The organism is Flavobacterium geliluteum (assembly GCF_017948595.1).
GTDB classification, from domain to species: domain Bacteria; phylum Bacteroidota; class Bacteroidia; order Flavobacteriales; family Flavobacteriaceae; genus Flavobacterium; species Flavobacterium flavipigmentatum.
Genome location: NZ_JAGFBV010000004.1, coordinates 38413 through 60644, shown reverse-complemented (window position 1 = coordinate 60644; position 22232 = coordinate 38413). Strand labels below are relative to the sequence as shown.

Annotated in this window: 23 protein-coding genes; 19 read left to right on the top strand and 4 right to left on the bottom strand. The window is 35.7% G+C overall.

The genetic code is table 11. The annotated features are described in order from the left end of the window. Window positions 1–163: 163 nt before the first annotated feature. A complete protein-coding gene (locus tag J3495_RS03455) occupies window positions 164–2140 on the bottom strand; it encodes an alpha-ketoacid dehydrogenase subunit alpha/beta (RefSeq protein ID WP_210665178.1) in 1977 nt (658 codons plus the stop codon). Between the two features lie 172 nt (window positions 2141–2312). Between J3495_RS03455 and J3495_RS03450 the strand changes: the two genes are divergently transcribed. The 8 genes from J3495_RS03450 to J3495_RS03415 all read left to right on the top strand — a co-directional run bounded on the left by J3495_RS03450 (window position 2313) and on the right by J3495_RS03415 (window position 7906). After that, window positions 2313–3263, top strand: coding sequence for an isopenicillin N synthase family dioxygenase (locus tag J3495_RS03450; protein WP_210665177.1), 951 nt, complete (start codon window positions 2313–2315; stop codon window positions 3261–3263). Between the two features lie 82 nt (window positions 3264–3345). Then, the gene (locus tag J3495_RS03445) at window positions 3346–3678 is read left to right on the top strand and encodes a translation initiation factor (protein WP_026985098.1); all 333 of its coding nucleotides are present in this window, start codon (window positions 3346–3348) and stop codon (window positions 3676–3678) included. A 108-nt stretch (window positions 3679–3786) separates the two neighbouring features. Further along, window positions 3787–4656, top strand: coding sequence for a nucleoside phosphorylase (locus J3495_RS03440; RefSeq protein WP_210665176.1), 870 nt, complete (start codon window positions 3787–3789; stop codon window positions 4654–4656). A 23-nt stretch (window positions 4657–4679) separates the two neighbouring features. Beyond that, entirely contained in the window at window positions 4680–4919 is a 240-nt protein-coding gene (locus tag J3495_RS03435; protein ID WP_210665175.1) for a hypothetical protein, read from the top strand. A 30-nt stretch (window positions 4920–4949) separates the two neighbouring features. Beyond that, window positions 4950–5423, top strand: coding sequence for a DUF4265 domain-containing protein (locus tag J3495_RS03430; RefSeq protein ID WP_210665174.1), 474 nt, complete (start codon window positions 4950–4952; stop codon window positions 5421–5423). A gap of 60 nt (window positions 5424–5483) precedes the next feature. Then, a complete protein-coding gene (locus J3495_RS03425; RefSeq protein ID WP_210665173.1) occupies window positions 5484–6335 on the top strand; it encodes a substrate-binding domain-containing protein in 852 nt (283 codons plus the stop codon). Window positions 6336–6354: 19 nt separating this feature from the next. Further along, window positions 6355–7287, top strand: a complete 933-nt coding sequence (locus tag J3495_RS03420) for a transglutaminase (protein ID WP_210665172.1) — start codon at window positions 6355–6357, stop codon at window positions 7285–7287. Between the two features lie 253 nt (window positions 7288–7540). Then, complete coding sequence (locus J3495_RS03415) at window positions 7541–7906, top strand: hypothetical protein (protein WP_210665171.1); 366 nt, start codon at window positions 7541–7543, stop codon at window positions 7904–7906. Window positions 7907–8030: 124 nt separating this feature from the next. Here J3495_RS03415 and J3495_RS03410 read toward each other — a convergent pair whose 3' ends face one another. Continuing rightward, entirely contained in the window at window positions 8031–8486 is a 456-nt protein-coding gene (locus tag J3495_RS03410) for a response regulator (protein WP_210665170.1), read from the bottom strand. A 404-nt stretch (window positions 8487–8890) separates the two neighbouring features. On the opposite strand from J3495_RS03410, the gene J3495_RS03405 reads away from it, so the two are divergent. From J3495_RS03405 to J3495_RS03355, 11 genes are all read left to right on the top strand, one after another. Beyond that, window positions 8891–10084, top strand: a complete 1194-nt coding sequence (locus tag J3495_RS03405; protein ID WP_210665169.1) for a porin — start codon at window positions 8891–8893, stop codon at window positions 10082–10084. A 10-nt stretch (window positions 10085–10094) separates the two neighbouring features. After that, window positions 10095–11525, top strand: coding sequence for an anion permease (locus tag J3495_RS03400; protein ID WP_210665168.1), 1431 nt, complete (start codon window positions 10095–10097; stop codon window positions 11523–11525). 40 nt (window positions 11526–11565) lie between these two features. After that, window positions 11566–12222 carry a succinate dehydrogenase cytochrome b subunit gene (locus tag J3495_RS03395; protein WP_210665167.1) on the top strand — a complete coding sequence of 219 codons (657 nt, stop codon included), beginning with the start codon at window positions 11566–11568 and terminating at the stop codon, window positions 12220–12222. 8 nt (window positions 12223–12230) lie between these two features. Next, window positions 12231–14141 carry a fumarate reductase/succinate dehydrogenase flavoprotein subunit gene (locus tag J3495_RS03390; protein WP_210665166.1) on the top strand — a complete coding sequence of 637 codons (1911 nt, stop codon included), beginning with the start codon at window positions 12231–12233 and terminating at the stop codon, window positions 14139–14141. Window positions 14142–14158: 17 nt separating this feature from the next. Then, the gene (locus J3495_RS03385) at window positions 14159–14905 is read left to right on the top strand and encodes a succinate dehydrogenase/fumarate reductase iron-sulfur subunit (RefSeq protein WP_210665165.1); all 747 of its coding nucleotides are present in this window, start codon (window positions 14159–14161) and stop codon (window positions 14903–14905) included. A gap of 140 nt (window positions 14906–15045) precedes the next feature. Beyond that, complete coding sequence (locus J3495_RS03380; RefSeq protein WP_210665298.1) at window positions 15046–15627, top strand: Crp/Fnr family transcriptional regulator; 582 nt, start codon at window positions 15046–15048, stop codon at window positions 15625–15627. A 290-nt stretch (window positions 15628–15917) separates the two neighbouring features. Continuing rightward, window positions 15918–16757, top strand: coding sequence for an MBL fold metallo-hydrolase (locus tag J3495_RS03375; protein ID WP_210665164.1), 840 nt, complete (start codon window positions 15918–15920; stop codon window positions 16755–16757). A 68-nt stretch (window positions 16758–16825) separates the two neighbouring features. After that, complete coding sequence (locus tag J3495_RS03370; RefSeq protein ID WP_210665163.1) at window positions 16826–17215, top strand: nuclear transport factor 2 family protein; 390 nt, start codon at window positions 16826–16828, stop codon at window positions 17213–17215. A 48-nt stretch (window positions 17216–17263) separates the two neighbouring features. Continuing rightward, on the top strand, window positions 17264–17845 hold the full coding sequence (locus tag J3495_RS03365) for a Crp/Fnr family transcriptional regulator (protein WP_210665162.1): 582 nt from the start codon (window positions 17264–17266) through the stop codon (window positions 17843–17845). A 146-nt stretch (window positions 17846–17991) separates the two neighbouring features. Next, window positions 17992–18423: a nuclear transport factor 2 family protein gene (locus J3495_RS03360; protein ID WP_210665161.1), complete on the top strand. Its 432-nt coding sequence runs from the start codon at window positions 17992–17994 to the stop codon at window positions 18421–18423. A 204-nt stretch (window positions 18424–18627) separates the two neighbouring features. Next, the gene (locus tag J3495_RS03355) at window positions 18628–20103 is read left to right on the top strand and encodes an FAD-dependent oxidoreductase (RefSeq protein WP_210665160.1); all 1476 of its coding nucleotides are present in this window, start codon (window positions 18628–18630) and stop codon (window positions 20101–20103) included. A gap of 149 nt (window positions 20104–20252) precedes the next feature. Here the strand turns inward: J3495_RS03355 and J3495_RS03350 are convergent, their stop codons facing one another. Both J3495_RS03350 and J3495_RS03345 read right to left on the bottom strand, forming a co-directional pair. Beyond that, entirely contained in the window at window positions 20253–20444 is a 192-nt protein-coding gene (locus J3495_RS03350; protein WP_210665159.1) for a cold-shock protein, read from the bottom strand. A 218-nt stretch (window positions 20445–20662) separates the two neighbouring features. Further along, window positions 20663–22159 carry a hypothetical protein gene (locus J3495_RS03345; protein WP_236025388.1) on the bottom strand — a complete coding sequence of 499 codons (1497 nt, stop codon included), beginning with the start codon at window positions 22157–22159 and terminating at the stop codon, window positions 20663–20665. Window positions 22160–22232: the final 73 nt, after the last annotated feature.

Here is a 22232-nt window from a genome sequence, read left to right as displayed (position 1 = left end):
AAAAAATCTGCTTTATAAAAGACAAATAAGTTATATAGCTGTTAGGCTATTTTATGATGAGTTGTTCTCCTGCAAGGTTTTTTTAATCTTGCTGGCATCTTTGACACATAAAATAAGACCTACAAGGTTTTGAAAACCTTGCAGGAATGTGAAAACTTAAATTTTAGTAATCCAATAATTCTTTTAAAACTTCTTCAAAACGATTTTTAGGCAAAAATTGATCTTCGAGAGCTTTTGTAAACGGAATTGGCGAATCTAAACTTGCTACTCTTTTTACGGGAGCATCCAAATATTCAAAACATTCTTCCATAATAAGTGCCGAAATATCGCTCGCAATTCCGCCAAACATTGTATCTTCCTGGTAAATAATCACTTTTCCGGTCTTTTTTACCGATGCAAAAATAGTTTCGGTATCCAAAGGCTGTAACGTTCTCAAATCGATTAAATCCGCCTCTATTTCAGGATTTTTTGCCAATGTATCCAAAGCCCAATGCACGGGAGCTCCGAAAGTAATAATCGTTACCGAATTTCCTTCTTTTAATAAAGCTGCTTTTCCCAGCGGAAGCGTATAATAATCGCTCGGAACGTCTTGATAAATACTTCTGTATAATTGTTTGTGTTCAAAAAACAACACAGGATTCGGATCATTAATTGCCGTATTGAGAAGGCCTTTAGCATCATACGGAAAAGCTGGGTACACCACTTTTAAACCTGGTGTTTTGGTAAACCAAGCTTCGTTTGTTTGCGAATGAAAAGGACCCGCTTGCGTTCCGCCGCCACAAGGCATTCGCACGACAACATCGGCCTTTTCTCCCCATCTGTAATGTGATTTTGCTAATAAATTAACAATTGGATTAAAACCTGTAGAAACAAAATCGGCAAATTGCATTTCGACAATAGCTTTGTAACCGTTGATGGATAATCCCATCCCGGCAGAAACAACAGCGCTTTCGCAAATTGGCGTATTGCGCACACGTTCTTTACCAAAAAGTGCTACAAAACCATCCGTAATTTTAAAAGCACCACCATATTCGGCAATATCTTGTCCCATAATTACCAGATTTTCATGACGTTGCATCGATTGTTTTAAACTGCTACTAATAGCATCAATAAAACGAATATTTTCTGTTAATAAACTTGAGCTAATCTCTTTATATTCAAAATCTTTGTAGACGTCATCTAATTCTCCACTGTAAGTCGGAATTATTTCTGGTTCGGCATTTGCTATGGCTAAATTTTCGTCAATTTCTTTTTTAATTTCTTCATGTAACTGGGCATCATATCCTTCAGATAAAATACCTTCATCCAATAAAAACATTCTGTAATTGTCTACTGGATCTTTTGTTCCCCATATTTTCATCAATTCTTCAGGAACATATTTGGTGCCACTCGCCTCTTCGTGACCGCGCATTCTAAAAGTTTTAAATTCTAATAAAACCGGATGTGGATTCTCTTGCATTTCGGCCTTTAGTTGTGCTAATTTAGTGTAGACTTCCAGAATGTTATTTCCATCAATGATATGACTTTCAATGCCATAGCCAATACCTTTGTCTGCCAAATTCTCACATAAATATTGCTCATTTGTAGGCGTAGACAGCCCGTAACCATTATTTTCGATAATAAACATGACAGGCAATTTCCAAACTGCTGCAATATTTAGCGCTTCATGAAAATCGCCTTCGCTGGTAGCTCCTTCGCCAGTAAAAACGGCTGTAATTTTTTTATTGTTTTGAAGTTTATTTGCCAAAGCGATTCCGTCTGCGATACCTAATTGCGGGCCCAGATGCGAAATCATTCCGATAATATTATATTCCTGCGTTCCGAAGTGAAAGCTGCGATCTCTGCCTTTTGTAAACCCGTTGGCTTTTCCCTGCCATTGCGAAAACAAACGGTACAAAGGAATATTTCGGGATGTAAAAACGCCTAAATTACGATGCATGGGTAAGATGTACTCAGAATCATCCAATACTGCTGTAACCCCAACAGCAATAGCTTCCTGACCGATTCCGGAGAACCATTTAGAAACTTTTCCCTGTCGAATTAAGATTAGCATCTTCTCTTCGATCAAACGTGGCTTTAATAATTTTTTATATAAATCTAATAATTGAGTATCGCTAAGGTTTTGTCTGTAAAAGATCATGTCGGTTGTCGTTTTTAGTGTTTCAAAGATAAAAAATTATAACAATTTTAGTTGTTTTTGTTATATTTTTTTGATTTTAATATAACTTTTAAAATTCAAATCTAAAATATTCTCTACCTTTGTTACAGAAAGGCTTTACAACTCCTTTCATCTTAAAATAAAAATGTAAAGTATGCAAAACATTCCTAGTGTAGACTTACGTGATTTCCTTTCGGACGACCCGAAACGTAAACAAAAATTTGTAAATGAAATCGGCAGTGCATTTGAGAACATTGGCTTCGTAGCCCTAAAAGGTCATTTTCTTGATGACCAGTTAGTAGACGAGCTTTATGGCGAAATTAGAAAATTCTTCGCTTTGCCAATAGAAACCAAGCATAATTATGAAATTCCTGGAATTGGCGGTCAAAGAGGGTATGTTTCTTTTGGAAAAGAACATGCTAAAGGACGTAAAGAAGGAGATTTGAAAGAATTCTGGCATTTTGGCCAGTATGTTGACGCAGCTTCAAAATACGCTGCAGAATATCCTGAAAATGTAGAAGTAAAAGAGTTGCCCCGTTTTAATGTTGTCGGTAAAGAAGCGTATCAAATGCTTGAAAAAACAGGTGTTTACGTGCTTAGAGCTTTGGCTTTGCACTTAGGACTTGATGAGTTTTATTTTGATCAGTATGCAAAAGATGGAAACTCTATTTTAAGACCGATACATTATCCGCCCATTACTTCTGAGCCAGAAAATGCAATTCGCGCTGCTGCTCATGGTGATATCAACCTGATTACTTTGTTAATGGGTGCTCAGGGCAAAGGTTTGCAAGTACAAAATCATAATGGAGACTGGATTGATGCGATCGCAGAAGACGATCAATTGGTGATAAATGTGGGAGATATGTTGTCGAGACATACCAATAATAAACTAAAATCTACGATTCATCAGGTAGTGAATCCTCCGAGAGAATTATGGGGAACTTCACGTTATTCTATTCCGTTTTTTATGCACCCCGTAAGCGATATGCGTCTGGATTGCCTTGAAAACTGTATTGATGCCGAGAATCCTAAGAAATTTGAAGATATTACAGCGGGAGATTATTTATACGAACGTTTAGTGGATTTAGGTTTAATAAAAAAATAAACTAAAATAAATTCAATTAAAAAATTCCAAATCCCAGCATTTCTAGTGGGATTTGGAATTTAATTTTTAGAATAAAAGAGCTATGGACTTACAAGACCAACTTAAAAATCTGTTTCCAGACCACGTAGAATCAAATGAACCGGAAGAAATTCAGGAGCAAGAACATGTACTTTATGTGCAAAAAGAGCCCATGATTTGCAAATTCGAAAAAAGAAAAGGAAAAGCAACCACTATAATCGAAGGTTACGAAGGATCAGACGAAGATTTTAAAATCCTGGCCAAAGAAATTAAAACAAAACTAAGCGTAGGCGGAACTTTTAAAGACGATTCGATTATAATACAAGGCGATTACCGCGATAAAATAATGACAATTTTAAAAGAAAAAGGATTTAAAACGAAACGTGTTGGCGGATAATGGTTTCATGTTTCAAGTCATCACAGCATGAAACTTGAAACTTGAAACAAAAAACCTTAGAACTTTAGCAACTCAGAATCTTAAAAAAAACCTTAGCAACTAAAAGAAATGATACAAAATTCAGAATTAATACTTAATCCAGACGGAAGCGTTTATCATCTAAACCTTCGTCCTGAGCATATTGCACACGACATCATTTTTGTGGGCGACCAAAATAGAGTCGAAAAAATCACACAGTTTTTTGATTCGATAGAATATTCTACTCAAAAAAGGGAATTTAAAACCCAAACCGGAATGTATAAAGGCAAAAGAATCTCTGTTATATCAACCGGGATTGGTCCTGACAATATTGATATTGTTTTGAATGAATTGGATGCCTTGGTCAATATTGATTTAGAAACCCGCCAACCCAAAGAAGACCTGATTTCTCTAAATATTATTCGAATTGGAACTTCTGGCTCTTTACAGGCATCTATTCCTGTGGATAGTTTTGTAATGTCTAAAATGGGTTTAGGATTAGACAATATGCTCCGCTCCTATTTGATTGATGAAGTTTCGAATCATGCGGTCGAAGACGCTTTTGTTCTACACACCAATTGGGACATTAAAAAAGGAAAGCCTTATGCAATTGCGTGCTCAGAAAAATTAGAAAAATTAATTGAAAGTGATATTATTTTTAAAGGAATTACCGCTACAGCCGGAGGTTTTTATGGCCCTCAAGGACGTATTTTACGTTTGAATATTCAAGATGAAAATTTGAATGCCAAAATGGATAATTTTGATTTTGATGGCAATCGAATTACTAATTTAGAAATGGAAACCGCAGCTATATATGGGCTTTCTGCGCTTTTAGGACATAACGCCTTATCATTAAATGCGATCATCGCCAATCGTGCTTCGGGAACTTTTAGCGAAGATCCGTACAAGGCTGTTGATGAATTGATTGCATATACGTTGGATAAATTGGCAGAAAAATAGTGTTCGGTTTTTTAATTGACCACATGATTTTTAAGCCTCTAAGAAAATTTACTTTAGGTATGGGAGGTTTGTTCAGATGGAGTTTTTTTCAACTTCTAAATGTATCTATTGAAGAAAAATATCCTAAAAGCTTAGATTATTACTGGGATAATAACAATGAAAATATTGATAAAAATGGATTCACGACAGCTCAGAAAAATTTATTTGCTGGATTTATACTTTTTATCTGTTTTATAATTTTAATTGAAAAAATAGAAAATTGATTCGACAACAATCAATTTGAAAATTAGATAATGGCAGAAACACATAAAAAAATACTATTCAAATATTACAGCACTTACTTGGAAGAAATCGTTTCAGAAACCATGTGGGGTGAGATTGTTGATTTAGAAAAAGGATATTTTAAATTGGATAATATTCCGTTTTTTGGACCTTTTATAGCGACAGACGATATCTTTCGCGCAGAATATGATGAAAATGAAAAGTGTTTCTTTCACAAGGAAACCCTTCAACATTCTGGAAATTCGATAATTCAGGTCTTGATTTTAGAAGAAGGTTTTGACAAAGAAATCATTAGAGAAAAGTTAAAATCAATCAATTGTGTATCTGAAGCTTTAAACGATACTTTTTTTGCTGTTGAAGTGATAAAAGATGTTGATTATGCTGTTGTAAAAAGACTTTTGAATGAATATGAATCACTTTCTATTATAGAAGTTGCAGAACCTTGCCTTTCTGAAAAACACAAAACGGATTTATTGAAGAATTAGTTGATTTTGAACTAACAAACTTATAATACGCATACCAAACTAACTTAAACTTGAACAAAAATGAAGACTGTAAAAATTGTAGGTGTGCCCGAACACTTCAATTTGCCATGGAAAATATGCATTGAAAATGGCGAGTTTGAAGCAGAAAATATTGATTTGCAATGGCAAAATATTCCGGAAGGAACAGGTAAAATGTGCCAAATGTTGCGGGATGCCGAGACAGATATAGCGGTTATTTTGACCGAAGGTATTATAAAAGATATTACGGCAGGAAACCACAGCAAGATTGTACAAATCTATGTTCAATCTCCTTTGATTTGGGGAATTCATGTGGCTGAAAAATCTGATTTTCATAACATTAAAGATTTAGAAAATAAAAAAGCAGCAATCTCCAGATTGGGTTCTGGGTCGCAATTGATGGCCTATGTCAATGCAGATAATCAGGGTTGGAATACTGATAATCTTCAGTTTGAGATCGTGAATACCATTGATGGTGCTGTAGAAGCTTTGACCAACGGAACGGCTGATTATTTTATGTGGGAACATTTTATGACAAAACCACTTGTCGATCAGGGAATTTTTAGACGTGTCGGCGACTGCCCAACTCCGTGGCCTTCGTTTGTTATTGTAGTTCGCGATGAATTTTTGAAGAAAAATTCGAAAATAATAGAGAAAATCCTCGAAATTATTAATAAAACGACACATGATTTTGCTAAAATTCCGGATATTGATAAAACTTTGGCAGAACTTTTTAATCAAAAGCTGGAAGATATTCAAGAATGGTTGAAGCTTACACAATGGTCGCAAAAAAATTTAAACGAAAAAGCATTCATTAAAATTCAAAATCAATTATTTGATCTCGGAATTATTGATAAAAAAAGTACATTTGTTGAAACCGTAAAAGCACTATAAAATATTGCTTTTTGTAAGTATGATAAGAATTCCTAAAATTAACTTTCCGCAATTAAAATCCAAACTACAGGTAAAATCGCCTTGGGACCGGATTATCATCATGTTGCTGAGTGTTTTAATAACGATTCCTGTCTTCATTATTCTACATCAGAATTTAATCGATCTGCAATGGCCTTTTAACATCGACAGAGTGTTTATTTTCTTGTTTGTTTTGGCCTGTTTTTTTCTAATTTTAATGTATTTGCGAACCATTATAATTGTTTGTATTGCCTTATATTTGTTGGTTTTGGTGTATGGTTCTGTATTTGGAAACTATGGTTTTAATGAAATTTCGGAAGATTACAATTCGATGATTTACACCATGTCAGACAATCCGTTTCCTCAGGATATTATTGTGGCCAAATTGCTTCCGTTCCCTAATAAATCAAAAATTATCAATGCCATCGAATACCAAGATCCAAAGGTTCGAAATTTTGCGATTATGGCCACTACAGAACATTTTAAAGGTATAAAAGGCTATTCGGATTATCGAACCATTATACAGTGTTTTGCCGTTTTTAAAGAAATTAATAGCCGTTGGAATTACGTTAACGACCCAAAAGAAGGTGATTATATTGCTACCGCAAGCGAGTCTTTGCAATATTTTTCCGGGGATTGCGACGATCATTCTATTTTGATGGCTGCGGCGATTCGCTCTATTGGAGGCACTCCGAGGCTTATACACACCAAAGGTCATATTTATCCTGAAATTCTTATTGGCTCTTTAATCGACTTAGAAAAGGTCAATTATTTGATAAAAAATGTACTTTTTAAGAGAGAAAGTTACAAGAAAAAGCTACACTACCATATTGATGAACGTGGTCAAGTATGGCTAAATCTCGATTATACGGCTCAATATCCAGGAGGGCCATTTATGTATGAAGAAATTTTAGGAGCATTGACTTTAAACTAAATTACAACTATTCTTTATTTTTTTCTAGTAAGGTTGCTATCATCATACTTTTGGATCATTTTTTATCAATATTTTAGTTTTTCATCCTACTTTTACACATTGGTTTATCGCTAGATTATATTATTTTCTTGTCGTAATACTATTTAATTTCGAATTCATCTATGTTAATTCTCCTTCTATAAATAATTGATTTTTAGCAACATGTAATTGTTTTTTTTGTATCTTTTGCTTTCTAACTTTAAAACCAAAAATCATGAAAAAATCAAAATTACTTATTGTTGCGATTGCCATCTTTGCACTGTTATTTGTTTCCTGTCACAAGGGGAGAAAAAAGCTTATTAATTCCTGGAAAGTTACCGCTGTGGAACTTAAAAAACCACTATCTGATTCGTTAAAAAATTTAATTTTGTCCAAAGGAAATCTAACCTTTACAGAAGATGGAAAAGTAACCGGTTTTTTGGAACATGACATGAACGGAACTTTTATTTTATCAGAAGGAGGAAAAAGTCTGGTCTTAAAGGACGAAACGCAAACACCTTATAAGTATGTAAGTGACATCGAACATGAGGGTTTAATACTAGATAACCCAACGATGAAAATAACACTTACCAGCAAATAGAAACCTGTTTATACCAAAAAACTCCTCATGTGTGAGGAGTTTTTTATACTATTTTTTTGGGCTTATAAGCACTTGTACGCATTGTCTGCGTTGGTTTTCTTGAATAAGATGTTAAAGAAAAGCATTAATCACTTGCCTCTATTTTTAGCACTTTTTTCTCAATATGGTGCGTCATTTTCTCGGCTTTAAGCCAATATTCAATAATAGATTTGATCGTATTCTTGAATTTTTCATAGTTATAGGGTTTTACAAAATAGCTTTTTGTTGGATTAGAATAGGCATCAATTATAAAATATTGCGCTACTGCCGTAGTAAAGAACATGTAAGGACAATTAAGCTCTTTGCTTACATTTTTGTACGTTCGGTCAATTAACTTATGATCTTCCATTTGAAGCAGTACAATATCTGAAAATATTAGAAATGGATTTACTTTATTTTTAATAATCGTATTGTAAGCCTCTTTTCCCGATTTAAAATAGGCTATTTTATTAGAAAACCCCAATTCTCTAAAAACCTCAATAAATAAATTTTTATCACGTTGATTATTTTCTATTACTATAATATCTCCTTTTTTATTCATTTGTTTCTTTTTTAAAGTCAGACAAAATGTTCAAAAAATATTTTTATACGAAAACCAAACGGTAAAATCGTACTATTTATAATACAAATATTCTATTTTGTTTTTAATTCTTTTTTACAAAATTTTAAAAAAAAACTTCGAAATTTTCATTTTAACGCTCGAAAATATTGAATATTTTATCACAAATAATGATAATTTTCTAATGTTTTTATCAGTAATGTATAAGCTTAGACAAAGAATGTGCCTGAATAAAAAATCCTTGCATTCACATTTTATTTTTATTGAACAAATTAGCGTTATTTAAAAAATTATAATTGACTTTTTAAGAAAAATATGATAAAAATCATATCTTTAAGGATATTTAAGTCGTTCATTTACATTTCATTTTAAAAGAACAAATCGTCATGCTACATAAATTGACTTCTCCGCCTCTTTTTTTATCAAAAAAGAAAATGTTCTTAATTGCTTTATTTTCAATTATGCTACCATCGTTGGCGCAGCAAAAAGACAGGACATCTTCTACAGATACCATTACCAATTATTCTGCTTACAAGAGAAAACTGAGTTTTGCGGGCGTACTGCAAACCCGCTATGTCTATTCGCTGACAAAAGACGCAGACGTTGATGGAAAAAATTTTGAACCTAACACAACAAAAGGCATTACCAATACCTTTATGCTAAAGCGAGCAAGAGTAATGCTCAAAACAGATATAAATGACCATTTTTCCGCCAATGTACTGGTGAATTTTGCCGAATTCAATGATAATCCGTCTAATAAGGTACTTGAAAATGCGTATATAAAGTACAAACTCAATCCATATTTCAGCCTACAGGCAGGACAATTTCGTCCTTTTTTCGGAATAGAAGATGTTGTTCCCGTTGATATCATACGCACACTTGATTTTTCAAATCAGTATTATGCATTTGGAAAAAACGGATGGCAGAGTTTCCAGATCGGGGTATCTATATTTGGAAATATAGTACCAAGTGGCAGTTTAAGATATTATGCAGGAGTCTACAACGGAAACAATAAAAACCAGAAGAAAGATAACAATAATACAAAAAATACCTATCTGAGGCTAGAAACTGATGTAGCCAAAACGATAACAATCGGAGCCAATATTGCGAGAGGAAACCTTGGCGAAAGCGGTATCGGAAATGCTTACGGTATTGATCTTACGGGTAAAATTAATTTCTCAGAAAAATGGCAACTGCTACTGATGACCGAAGGAAAGACAGGTACCAATTTTCTGGCATACATGGCAAGTAATTCAGATGTAAATCAAGTTATAAAACCATCTATAAGTGAGTTTAAAATGCAGGGTTTTTACCTGCTTCCTACCCTAAGATACGATTGTAAGAATAGAAGATTGCGGGCTATCGAATTTTCTTCCCGTTATGAATATTTTGATGAAAATTACAAAATAGACAGTAATATACGCCAAACCTTAATTCCTAACCTGTCTCTGATTTTTGCGGATGATTTTTATGCCGCACTACAGATGGGAGTTTCTATAGATATTTATAAAAAAAGTATTCCTCTTACGACCACAAATTCTAATAGCCTTGCTTACGTACAATTGCAGGTAAGATTCTAAATTAATTATTATGAAAGAGATCAATTTCAAATCTGTTTTTATTACCTGCGCCATAGGCCTTACAATTTGGTTTATCCCAAATCCAGAAGGCGTGCAGCCCAATGCATGGCACCTCCTTGCTATTTTTGTCGCTACTATTGTGGGGATCATTTCAAAAGCTGCTTCAATGGGAACTATGGCTATAATCGGAATAACATTATGTGCCGTCACCCAAGTACTTGCTCCCGGAGATCCTGCAAAATCTATTGTGAATGCGCTGAGTGGATTCGGAAACGCTACAATATGGCTAATCGGACTTGCTTTTTTTATTGCTAGAGGATTTATTATAACAGGTCTTGGGACAAGAATAGCGTACAATTTTATTAAAATATTCGGAAAAAGTCCGCTTGGTCTAGCCTACGGATTAAATACGGCTGATCTTATACTTGCCCCGGCTATTCCGAGTAATACAGCAAGAGCCGGAGGAGTTATCTACCCTATCATGAAATCAATTGCCACAAATATGGGATCGCATGCTGAAAAACCTGAAACACACAGAAAAATTGGCGCTTACCTTACCCTTAGCAGTTATAATGCTAATATGATTACCTCAGTACTGTTTTTAACAGCTACCGCCAGTAATCCTATGGCGCAGAAATTCGCTGCCGATCTGGGCGTAAACATTACATGGGGAAGCTGGGCACTTGCTGCCTCTGTCCCTGGTCTTGTTTGTTTTTTACTGATTCCGTTATTTCTTTATAAATCCTATCCTCCAGAATTAAAAGAAACGAAAGAAGCACCCGCAATAGCAGCAAAACAACTTGACGAAATGGGGCCTGTTTCTCTAAAAGAATGGTTAATGGTCGCTACTTTCATCATATTGCTCGTACTTTGGATCTTCGGAAATTTATTTGCCATTGATGCCACTACGGCAGCATTAATAGGACTTTGCATCTTGCTATTGAGCGGCGTACTAACTTGGGAAGACGTAAAATCTGAAAAGGGAGCTTGGGATACCATTGTCTGGTTTTCATCTCTTGTAATGATGGGATCCTACCTAAATTCACTTGGACTTATTGGTTGGTTTGGCAAATTGGTCGGTAGTGAACTTTCTCAACTAAGCTGGCATTGGGCTTTTCCGCTTATTATTATCGTATATTCTTACTGCCATTACATGTTTGCCAGTGCAACAGCACAAGTAGCCGCAATGTATTCTGTTTTTTTATCCGTAGGAATTGCAGTAGGAGTTCCGGGAACGATGCTTGCCATATTCCTCGGAGCCTGTGCCTCACTCATGGGGTCGCTTACTCATTATGGTCATGGTCCCGCTCCTATTTTCTTTGGAAGCACCTACGTAGACTTAAAAGATTGGTGGAAACAAGGATTTTATATGAGTGTTCTTTTTCTACTGATATGGTTTACTGTAGGAGGACTTTGGTGGAAAGCTATCGGGCTTTGGTAATAATATCTTTTACTATGAATTTTTATAATATTTTGATCTTATGAAAAATAGCACACTAAAAAAGAAGCTATTTATAGCTAACACAGGTCTTTTTCTGTGCTTTTTTCTCGTGATACATTTACTGGGAAATCTTCAGCTTTTACTGCCCGAAGATGTGGCAAGAGAACAGTTCAATTGGTATTCAAAGATGCTCTCCAGCAATATTCTGATCAAAATAATTTCGTGGATATTGTATGTATCAATTATGGGTCATGTTGTGTTGGCTCTTCTTATCACGATAAAAAATAAGACAGCAAGCGGAAAAAATTATTACTATGATAAGAGAAATTACGCCAGCGCATGGAACAGCAGAAATATGGGAATTCTCGGTACTATATTACTATTGTTTCTTATAATTCATTTTAAGGATTTCTGGTATGTGTACCAATTTACAGAATTGCCTCTCGACAGCAACGGTCACAAGGATTTATATGCAATAGTTGTACACTCTTATTCTCAGTTTTGGTACGTTTTGATTTACGAAATATCCTTGGTTGCACTGGGCTTTCATCTACTGCACGGATTTTTTAGTGCTTCCGGAACATTGGGGCTTTATCATCCTAAATATATAAAAGCAGTAAAAATAATCGGATGGGTATATACACTCATTATTACAGGAGGTTTTATGGCAATACCTCTTTACATTTATTTTAAATAAGTATCAAAATGATCGACTCAAAAATACCTGAAGGTTCTCTGGAAACTAAATGGGACAACTATAAAGCCACAGCAAAGCTTGTCAATCCTGCTAATCGAACTAAACTCAACATCATTGTAGTAGGTACGGGATTGGCAGGCTCTTCTTGTGCCGCTTCTCTTGCAGAACAGGGTTATAATATAAAATCCTTCTGTTTTCAAGATTCGTCCAGAAGGGCACATTCTGTTGCGGCGCAAGGCGGTGTTAATGCTGCAAAGAATTACAAAAATGACGGCGACAGCGTTTTTAGAATGTTTTATGATACCATAAAAGGCGGTGACTTTAGATCTAGGGAAGCAAACGTGTACCGACTGGCCGAATGTTCTGCCAAACTGATTGACCATGCCGTTGCTCAAGGAGTTCCTTTTGCAAGAGAATATGGAGGATATCTAAACAACAGATCTTTTGGAGGAGTTCAGGTATCAAGAACGTTTTACGCTCGCGGACAAACGGGACAGCAACTTTTATTGGGAGCTTATCAGGCACTTCTACGCCAAGCAACTGCTGGAAAAGTTGCCTTGCACACACGTCATGAGATGGTAGAACTTGTCCTGATTGATGGAAAAGCCAAAGGAATCATAGCCCGAAATCTGGAAACAGGAGCTCTGGAACGTCATGAGGCAGATGCTGTAGTGCTGGCAACAGGCGGATATGGCAAGGTTTATTACCTTTCTACTCTGGCAATGGGCTGCAACGGATCGGCTATATGGCGGGCACATAAAAAAGGCGCATATATGGCGGGCGTTAGCTGGATTCAGTTCCATCCTACCTGCCTTCCTCAACGGGGCGAAAGCCAATCTAAGCTAACATTAATGTCTGAATCACTTAGAAATGATGGACGTATTTGGGTACCATTGAAGGCGGGAGACCAACGCAATCCTAATAGTATTCCTGAGGAAGAACGAGATTACTACCTCGAGCGCCGCTATCCTGCTTTTGGAAATCTTGCGCCAAGAGATATTTCTTCACGCGCCGCAAAAGAGCGTATTGACGCAGGTTTTGGCGTTGGATCTATGAAAAATGCAGTTTATCTTGATTTTTCTAAAGCAATTGATTTTCAAGGAATTGAAAAAATAAAGTCGAAATATGGTAATTTATTTTCGATGTATGAAAAAATTAACGGAATCGACGCTTACAAAGAGCCGATGCTCATTTCTCCTGCCGCACATTTTACGATGGGCGGACTCTGGGTTGATTATGAACCAATGACGACTATTCCCGGACTTTTTGCATTGGGAGAAGCTAATTTTTCGGATCACGGAGCCAACAGACTCGGAGCCAATTCTCTTCTGCAAGCTTGTGTAGACGGTTATTTCATTGCACCTTACACTATTCCAAATTATTTGTCCGGTGAGCTAAAAACACCAAAAATAAATACGGATCATCCCGCTTTCGCGGAAGCGGAAAAATCGGCTCAGGAACAAATAAATATGTTTTTGAACTGTAAGGGAAAGTATTCTGTAGATTATTTTCATAAAAAAATTGGAAAACTTCTCTATGAAAAATGTGGGTTGTCGCGAAGTAAAGAAAAACTGCAGGAAGCAATCGATTCGCTACAATTATTGAAGAAATCTTTTGAAAACGACCTTTTGATAACGGGAGACGAAAAACTAAACAGTGAACTGGAAAAAGCAGGACGTGTAGCAGACTATATCGAGCTGGCCGAACTTATGTGCCATGATGCGCTGCAAAGAGAAGAATCCTGCGGGGCACATTTTAGAGAAGAATTTCAGACGACAGAAGGAGAAGCAGTTCGAAATGATACTGATTTTTGCTATGTCTCTGCTTGGGAATGGAAAGGAGAAGGACAGCTTCCGGAACTTCACAAAGAACCGTTAGTCTTTGATTCGGTAGAACTTGCGGTAAGGAGTTACAAATAATTTCAAAAAAATAAAAAATGAAACTGCATCTAAAAATATGGCGCCAACTTGACACCGCTGCCAAAGGAAATATGGTCGATTATGAAATAGATGATATCTCTGAACACATGTCTTTTCTCGAAATGCTGGATCTTTTAAACGAATCGCTTTTACAGCGTGGCGAGCGAGTGATAGAGTTTGATCACGACTGCCGAGAAGGTATTTGCGGACAATGCGGAATAATGATAAACGGCAGGGCGCACGGCCCGCTCAAACATACCACCACCTGCCAGCTGCACATGCGAAGTTTTAAGGATGGAGACACTATTTACATTGAACCTTTTCGAGCTTTAGCATTTCCTGTGCTGAGAGATTTAAAAATCAACCGAAAATCGTTGGATGCGATCATCGGCTCAGGAGGTTATATTAGTGTTTCGACAGGGCAAGCGCCAGAGGCCAACAGCATTCCTATCACTTACGAAGCAAGTGAGGCTTCTTTTGATGCTGCAGCCTGCATCGGATGTGGTGCCTGCGTTGCAACCTGTAAAAATGCCAGTGCTGCATTATTTACAAGTGCAAAAATAACACACTTGGCCTTATTGCCACAAGGAAAGCTGGAAACCTCAAAAAGAGTCATTACAATGGTAAATCAGATGGACGAAGAAGGCTTTGGAAGTTGCTCAAATACTGGAGCTTGCGAGGTAGAATGCCCTCAGGATATATCGCTATTGTCGATCGCTCGAATGAACTATGAATACAATAAAGCACAACTTTTAAAAAAGTAAAGCTGTTTTTTTGTAAAAATAAACTTATCTTAAAAACAAATTGTATCACTCCAATTGTGTTCTTTATTTAATATTTTCTGTAACTTAGCTACGTTTAAAGTAAAAAAACTTCTTTGACAGCTATTTTACGTACTTCGAATATGAAAGAACTTCTAAAACAGAACATTAGAAAACATATTGTACTTTCTGAAAATGAAACAGAAGAATTTTGTGATTTATTCGAGCAAAAGTCAATTCAGAAAAAAGGTTTTTTACTCAGAGAAGGCGAAGTCTGTAAGTTTGAAGGTTTTGTTACAAAAGGTCTTTTTCGGGTGTACCATATAGATCAGAATGGTTTTGAGCAAATTCTCTATTTTGCAGTAGAAAATTGGTGGATTACCGATATTGATAGCTTTTGCAATGAAACTCCTTCACAGCTTTATATAGAAGCTCTCGAGGATAGTGAAGTGCTGGTCATTACAAAAATAAACAAAGAATTTTCATACGCTAATTTGCCAAAAATAGAAAAATTATTCAGGGTAATGACGCAAAAAACGCACGTAGCGCTTCAAAGACGAATGATTGATAATCTGAGCAAAACAGCAGAATCTAGATATATCGAATTTAGAGAGAAATACCCACACATCATACAACGACTCTCTAATATACAAATAGCTGCTTATCTTGGGATTACCAATGTTTTTTTAAGTAATATTCGAAAAAAAATTGCTTTGAAAAAATAATTTTTTAGCTCTATTTACTGATCCGTTTAGGGGTTATTACAAAAACAGCTTCTATATCTGCAAATTATTCCAAAAACACAAATACCTACTTGATTTTGATATTGTATCCGCAGGAATGCGGAAACATGGTATTGCACAAAAACAATCCACACTTATTTTGCACTAATTTATTAAACTAGTTTAATGTTTTCGGACAGTAAATGACTGCATTTTTGCAGTATTAATTTTAATATAAAAATATGAAAACCAGAATTATAACAATATTATTAATGTCCTTAACTTTATTTAATATGGAAACACAAGCACAAAGTTTTAAAACATTCGAAACAAAAGAATTAAAACTTCAAATATTCAATGCATCCGAAAATAGTTTCGGTGTTGCATCGGTAATTGTCTCTGGGAAAACAGATGCCGTTCTAATTGATGCACAATTTACTTTAGCGGAAGCTGAAAAAGTAGCACAAGAAATTAAGAATTCAGGCAAAAAATTAACTGCTATTTATGTTTCTTACGGTGATCCTGATTTTTATTTTGGATTAGAAGTATTTAAAAAATATTTCCCCGAAGTTACCGTTTATGCGGTTCCTAAAACAATAGAACACATCAAAGAAACCGCTCAGAAAAAACTGGAAGCTTGGGGAGAACGATTAGGCAAAAATATTACCTCAAATGTTGTTTTGCCTCAGGTTTTAAAAGGAAATAGTATTGATTTGGAAGGAAAAAAGTTAGAGATAATGGGTTTGGAGGATTTTCCGGAGAAAACATTTGTCTGGATCCCTTCTATGAAAGCCGTTGTGGGAGGAATTAATGTTTTTGGCTCTACTTTTCACTTATGGATGGCGGATGCGCAGACAGCAGAAGAGCGTAAAAGTTGGATAACTGTTTTGGACAAAATTACGGCTCTAAATCCGGAGATTGTAATTCCGGCTCATGCCAATTCTCTAAGTCCGTTTGATATCTCGGCTGTTAAACATACTAAAAGTTATATTCAGTTTTACGAAGAGTCTCTAAAAACAAACAAAACTTCAGAAGCATTAATTTTAGCTTTGAAAGCAAAATATCCTACACTCACTTTTGAAACCGCTTTGATGATTGGTGCAAAAGTAAATACTGGAGAAATGAAATGGTAAAATGGTTATTCAGTTGCAGCTTGGTGGTGCTTTTTGCACTGTCAGGCTGTACTTTAAAGAAAACTAAAATGACAAATCTTGAAATAGTAAAAAGTACTTACGAGGGAAAAAGTTCAGAGGAAAATGGTCAAAATTTGGCTAAATATGTTGCTGATGATGTTTCCTGGACAGAAGCAAAAGGTTTTCCTTATGCCGGGACTTATATTGGTTTGGAAAACGTGACTAAAAATGTGTTTAAACGTTTGGGCAGCGAATGGATAAACTACAAATTTACTCCCGAAGATTATGTTGCCCACGATGATAAAGTAGTCGCTTTTGGTACTTATACGGGTACTTACAAAACAACTGGAAAATCATTTGAAGCCAGAGTAGCTCATATTTGGAAATTGAAGGATGGTAAAATAATTAGTTTTGAACAGTTTGTCGACAGCAAAACTGTCACCGATGCGATGCAATAAGAATCATTTTTTATACCTTGCACTGGTTTAATGTAATTATAAAAACCAATGCACGAAGCACTTTTTACCTATATTAATCGGCATATTGGATTACCGCTCACAATTGATGAAGAAGCATTGATTGAAGCTAATTTTCAGCCCAAGAAACTCAGAAAGAAACAGTATTTTTTGCAGGAAGGCGATGTTTGCAAACAGATTGGTTTTATTGTAAAAGGTGCTATGCGACAGTACAGTGTAGATGATAAAGGCGTTGAGCACATTGTACATTTGTATATCGAAAATTATTGGGCAGGTGATCGTGAAAGCTCGATTATGCTTACCCCGTCTAAATACAATATCGATGCTTGGGAAGATACTGAATTGCTTCTTATCACGAGAGCAGAGATGCTTGATCTAATGCACAAAATACCTGCATTGGCACAAATGATACGTACAATGGACGAAAGAAATGCTATTGCGAACCAACGAAGACTAAGCTCTACTATCAGTAATTCAGCTGAAAAGCGTTATGAAGAATTTGCCAGCAACCATCCACAATTTGTACAGCGTTTTCCGCAACATTTAATCGCATCTTTTTTGGGAATCACAAAAGAAACGCTAAGCAGAATTAGAAAACAAGCATTCAAATGAATATTGAATTTAATTGTTATTTTTTACAAAACCGTTGATAAATATCAACGGTTTTTTTTATCATATCTCATTCTTATGAGGCTTCCTTCTGATGCAACTTTGCCTTATCAAAATGAATAAAAAAATAACTTTTAAATTTTAAAAAAATGGAAAACTCAAAAAATACTTCAGCAGTTCAACTTCTTCGTAACAGTTTAGACACTTTTCTTGCCAAAGATATGAAAGGCTGGTCGGCGCTTTGTGCAGAAGATGTAGTGGCAGAATTTCCTTTTGCTCCAGAAGGTTCACCATCTAGATTTGAAGGTCGTGAGGCGCTGTATGCCTACCTAAAAGACTACCCTGGTTTTATAGATGTAAAGACAATTCCAGCCTTAAAAATCTACGGTACCGATGATACAAATGTCGCCATCGCAGAATGGAGTGCATCCGGAGTAGTAATTGGTAATGGAAATCCGTATGAAATGAGTTATGCCACTTTTGTAACTTTTCGTGATGGCCTTATTGTAAATTACCGTGAATATTGGAATCCACAAGCTTTTCAGAAAGCAATGAGTGGTGGAAGTTTTGCTTCAGAATAAACATCAGGTAAAAATATTGTTTATAAATTGAAAATCGCTGACTACTATCAGCGGTTTTTTTTATGAGATATTATTCATTTAAGAACTATTAATTAAATTTAAAACAAAAAACAATTTGACATTCGAGAGAACAACTAAACACTATTTGTTTGGCGGTTTTTCCGAAAATTTTAAAGTAATTTTGTACTGCAAATCTTTTAGATAATGAAAAGATTTGCATTTAATTATAAAAAATTGAAAAATAACGAAACAAGCTGGACTGTTTGTGAGGAATGTCAAGGACGTGGCAAGAAAAGTCGGGGTCTCACCAAGAAAGCAAGACTCCGCTATCAAACGGAATTAGCACAATTTGAAAAAACAAATGGTGAAGGACAAGCTCCTATTCCACCAAAAGGGCATCTACATTTATGTTCGAAATGTTCGGGATCTGGATTGAAACCTGCTATTAGCCCTCCTGCCCCTGATGATGAGAACTTTCCGCATATTGCTATTGTGGGTGGCGGTATCGGAGGCGTGGCTCTGGCTGTGGCTTGTTTGCATCGCGGAATTCCTTTTACTCTCTATGAGCGAGATAGTGAATTTAGTGCACGATCACAAGGTTACGGACTCACTCTACAACAAGCCAGCAAAGCAATGGAAGAGTTGGGTATTTTATCGTTAAAAGAAGGTGTAATTTCAACAAGACATGTCGTACACACTACAGAAGGAAAAATAATTGGGGAATGGGGAATTAGAAAATGGCTCCATTCGGACAAAAAAAAGGCTCCAAAACGTACCAACATACACATTGCCAGACAATCTTTGCGTCTTGCGCTTTTGGAGCAACTAGGTGAAAGTAATGCTGTAAATTGGGGACATCAACTAATAGACTTTAAGGAAGTTAATGATGATGGCATTGAACTAACTTTTCAGGTTAATGGTGAGTTGAAGACCTCAAAGGCAGATCTTTTGGTCGGAGCCGATGGTATTCGTAGTATCGTACGCAAATTACTGATTGGGGAAGATAGTACCCCGCTTCGTTATCTGGGCTGTATTGTAATATTGGGTATTTGCCCACTAACAGCTCTCGAAGGTCTTAACAGTTCTTTACTAGATTCAGCTACTGTATTTCAAACTGCCAATGGCCACGAGCGCATCTATATGATGCCATATACAGCCAATGCTGTCATGTGGCAACTTAGTTTTCTAATGTCTGAAAAAGAAGCTAAGGCGTTAAGTATTCAAGGATCTCAGGCCCTAAAGGAAGAAGCGTATCGTAGAACACAGTGGCACGATCCGATTCCACAAATAATGGCAGCAACGCCTGAAGCTCAGATTTCGGGCTATCCAGTGTATGATCGAGAATTACTTCAATCTGAATTATTAGAAAAAAAAGGTTCCGTAACATTAATTGGTGATGCAGCTCATCCGATGAGTCCGTTTAAAGGACAAGGAGCCAATCAGGCACTGTTGGATGCGCTTACACTTGCTAGAGAAATCTCCAGAGGATGTAAATCTGCGAGGTGGAAAAAAGCAGGTATTAGGGAAAGTGTGCTAACTGATTTTGAATTGAAAATGTTACAACGCAGTACATCAAAAGTAAAAGATTCTGCTGATGCTGCTGAGTTTTTGCATTCTGAAGTTGTACTTCATGAAAGTGATGCGCCAAGAGGAACGTATTTCCAACAAAAAGACAAATAAAAACGGCTTTTTACAGTGAGATAAAAAGCACTATTGTTTCTCTATATTCGTTTTATTTGCTCATTTTAGAAATAAACGGTAACATAATTACAAATAAAAAAGGCATTTGCTTGATACAAATGCCTTTAGAAGTAACTGTTATAGTGTGATTATGCTATTACTACGTTTACTGCGTTTGGACCTCTACGGCCTTCTTCTACGTCATAACGTACTTCATCGTTTTCACGAATGTTTTCTGATAGACCTGAAACATGAACAAAAACTTCGTTTCCTCCATTACTAGGAGTTATGAATCCGAATCCTTTTTCTTCATTGAAAAATTTTACTGTACCTTCTTGCATTTTTAATGTATTTAATTCCTCAAATGTAATCATTTAAATTGAGAACTAACTGAAAATAAGTTTTTTATTTTAAAAATAATATAGGAACTCCTAATTTATCTCAAATTTTGATGAGATAATACCGTTTCAAAAGAGTCAATTATTACCAATTCTCTATCTCTATTTTATGTTTAAACGAAAATGCTATTTTTTATAGAAAATAGTGTTTTTTAATTTTCTTATTTTACTACAATCGTCATGTTAGGCACAATTATCGAATCACCTGTACCTCCTGTAAAACGCTGTGCAAAAATTTCGATATAATCGTTATTTGATAGTTCAACTGTTGCAGTTATTGGAAGAACTACTATATCATTGGCTGCGAGACCTCTTCCATAAACTTTGTATTGAGTTAATGCTGTGCCGTTTTTTGCGACATAAATTATATAGGTTCCAACAGCAGGGACTTGAAAAGAAATAGAACCTGAAACCTGAAAAATTCTTTTCTTTTTTCCCAAGTATCGTAATCTATTGTTATTGTTAGGATTAGCATCTATGGCAAACCTAAATAAGTTATTTGATGTAGAAACTCCATTAACTTTTACAATATTACTAGGATTTGAGGTATTAAAAGTCGTAGCTGCCCCTGATCCTACTGCATAATCCACAGAAAAATCTCCAACAGCAGTTGCATCCGTTTCAGTAGGTATTCCTGCTGACCTCACATTCCAGCTGTTGTTAAAATTATATCCTGTGTAGGTTCCTGTGGTGTAAGGTTTTACATATCCTGCAGTATTAGTACCGGTAAAAACAACCGATTCTAACACAGCGTCACCAGTAATAGTCAGGCCTGTGGTAGATACATCAAAGCCAATGGCGGTACCATTTACAGTACTAAATCCGCCTTGTTTTTCTATTAAGGTAAAAGTTCCTGTAAATTTTTCATAAGTGCCTGTATTACTGCTAAACCATCCCAGATTACTCAGTAATAAGTTGCCTATATTATCGTATGTAATACCTGTTGTATTTGCAGCATACTGAACGATGCTGCAAAAAACCAATCCAAAACCTGATATTGTACCTACACTAGCAGAACTAGCTACTACAGAATCTCTAAATATCAGAGTTTGAGTTGCAGCACCACTAAGATTAAATACACTACCAGCAGCAGCTCTTAAAGTAAGGGTCTTAATAGTTCCGCCAGTAGCGCCCTCAAAAAGATTTCCTGAAGCCTTAAAGATAACATCATTTTGGGAATCTAAACCTTGAATGTAAGCATTGTTTATCTCTATAGGCAAGGTAAAAGTAACGGTACCATTGATTTCGTATAAAGTATTAGAGTCCAACAAATATTTTGCACCCGCACCAGCTGCTAGCTCTGTTGCCAAAACAGTTGCCAAATTATCACCTGTGCGTATTCTCTTAAAATTTTGTCTTGGTGTAGCGCCATTATTGATCACTGTCCATGAAGATGAAGTTGATACGTAATAATAAAATGATTTTAAATCTGTATCATAGACAATCAACCCATCTGCAGGCGTTGTTATGGCATTTCTTTGAGTTGTTGTCATTCTCGGAGCCAATAAACCTTGTGTAGTAGAGGAAATATCTAAAACAGAACTTGCATTGGGTGTAATTGTACCAATACCAATTTGTGCATTTCCAATAGATGAGAGTATGAAAAATAGCAACAAGAAAAATGTCTTATTGGTTTGTGCGATAAATTTATGTACCATAATTTTTGTTATTAGCATTGTTCGTAATAAAGTAGATTTGAGAAATTGTAAAGTGTTTAAAAAATATAAAAAT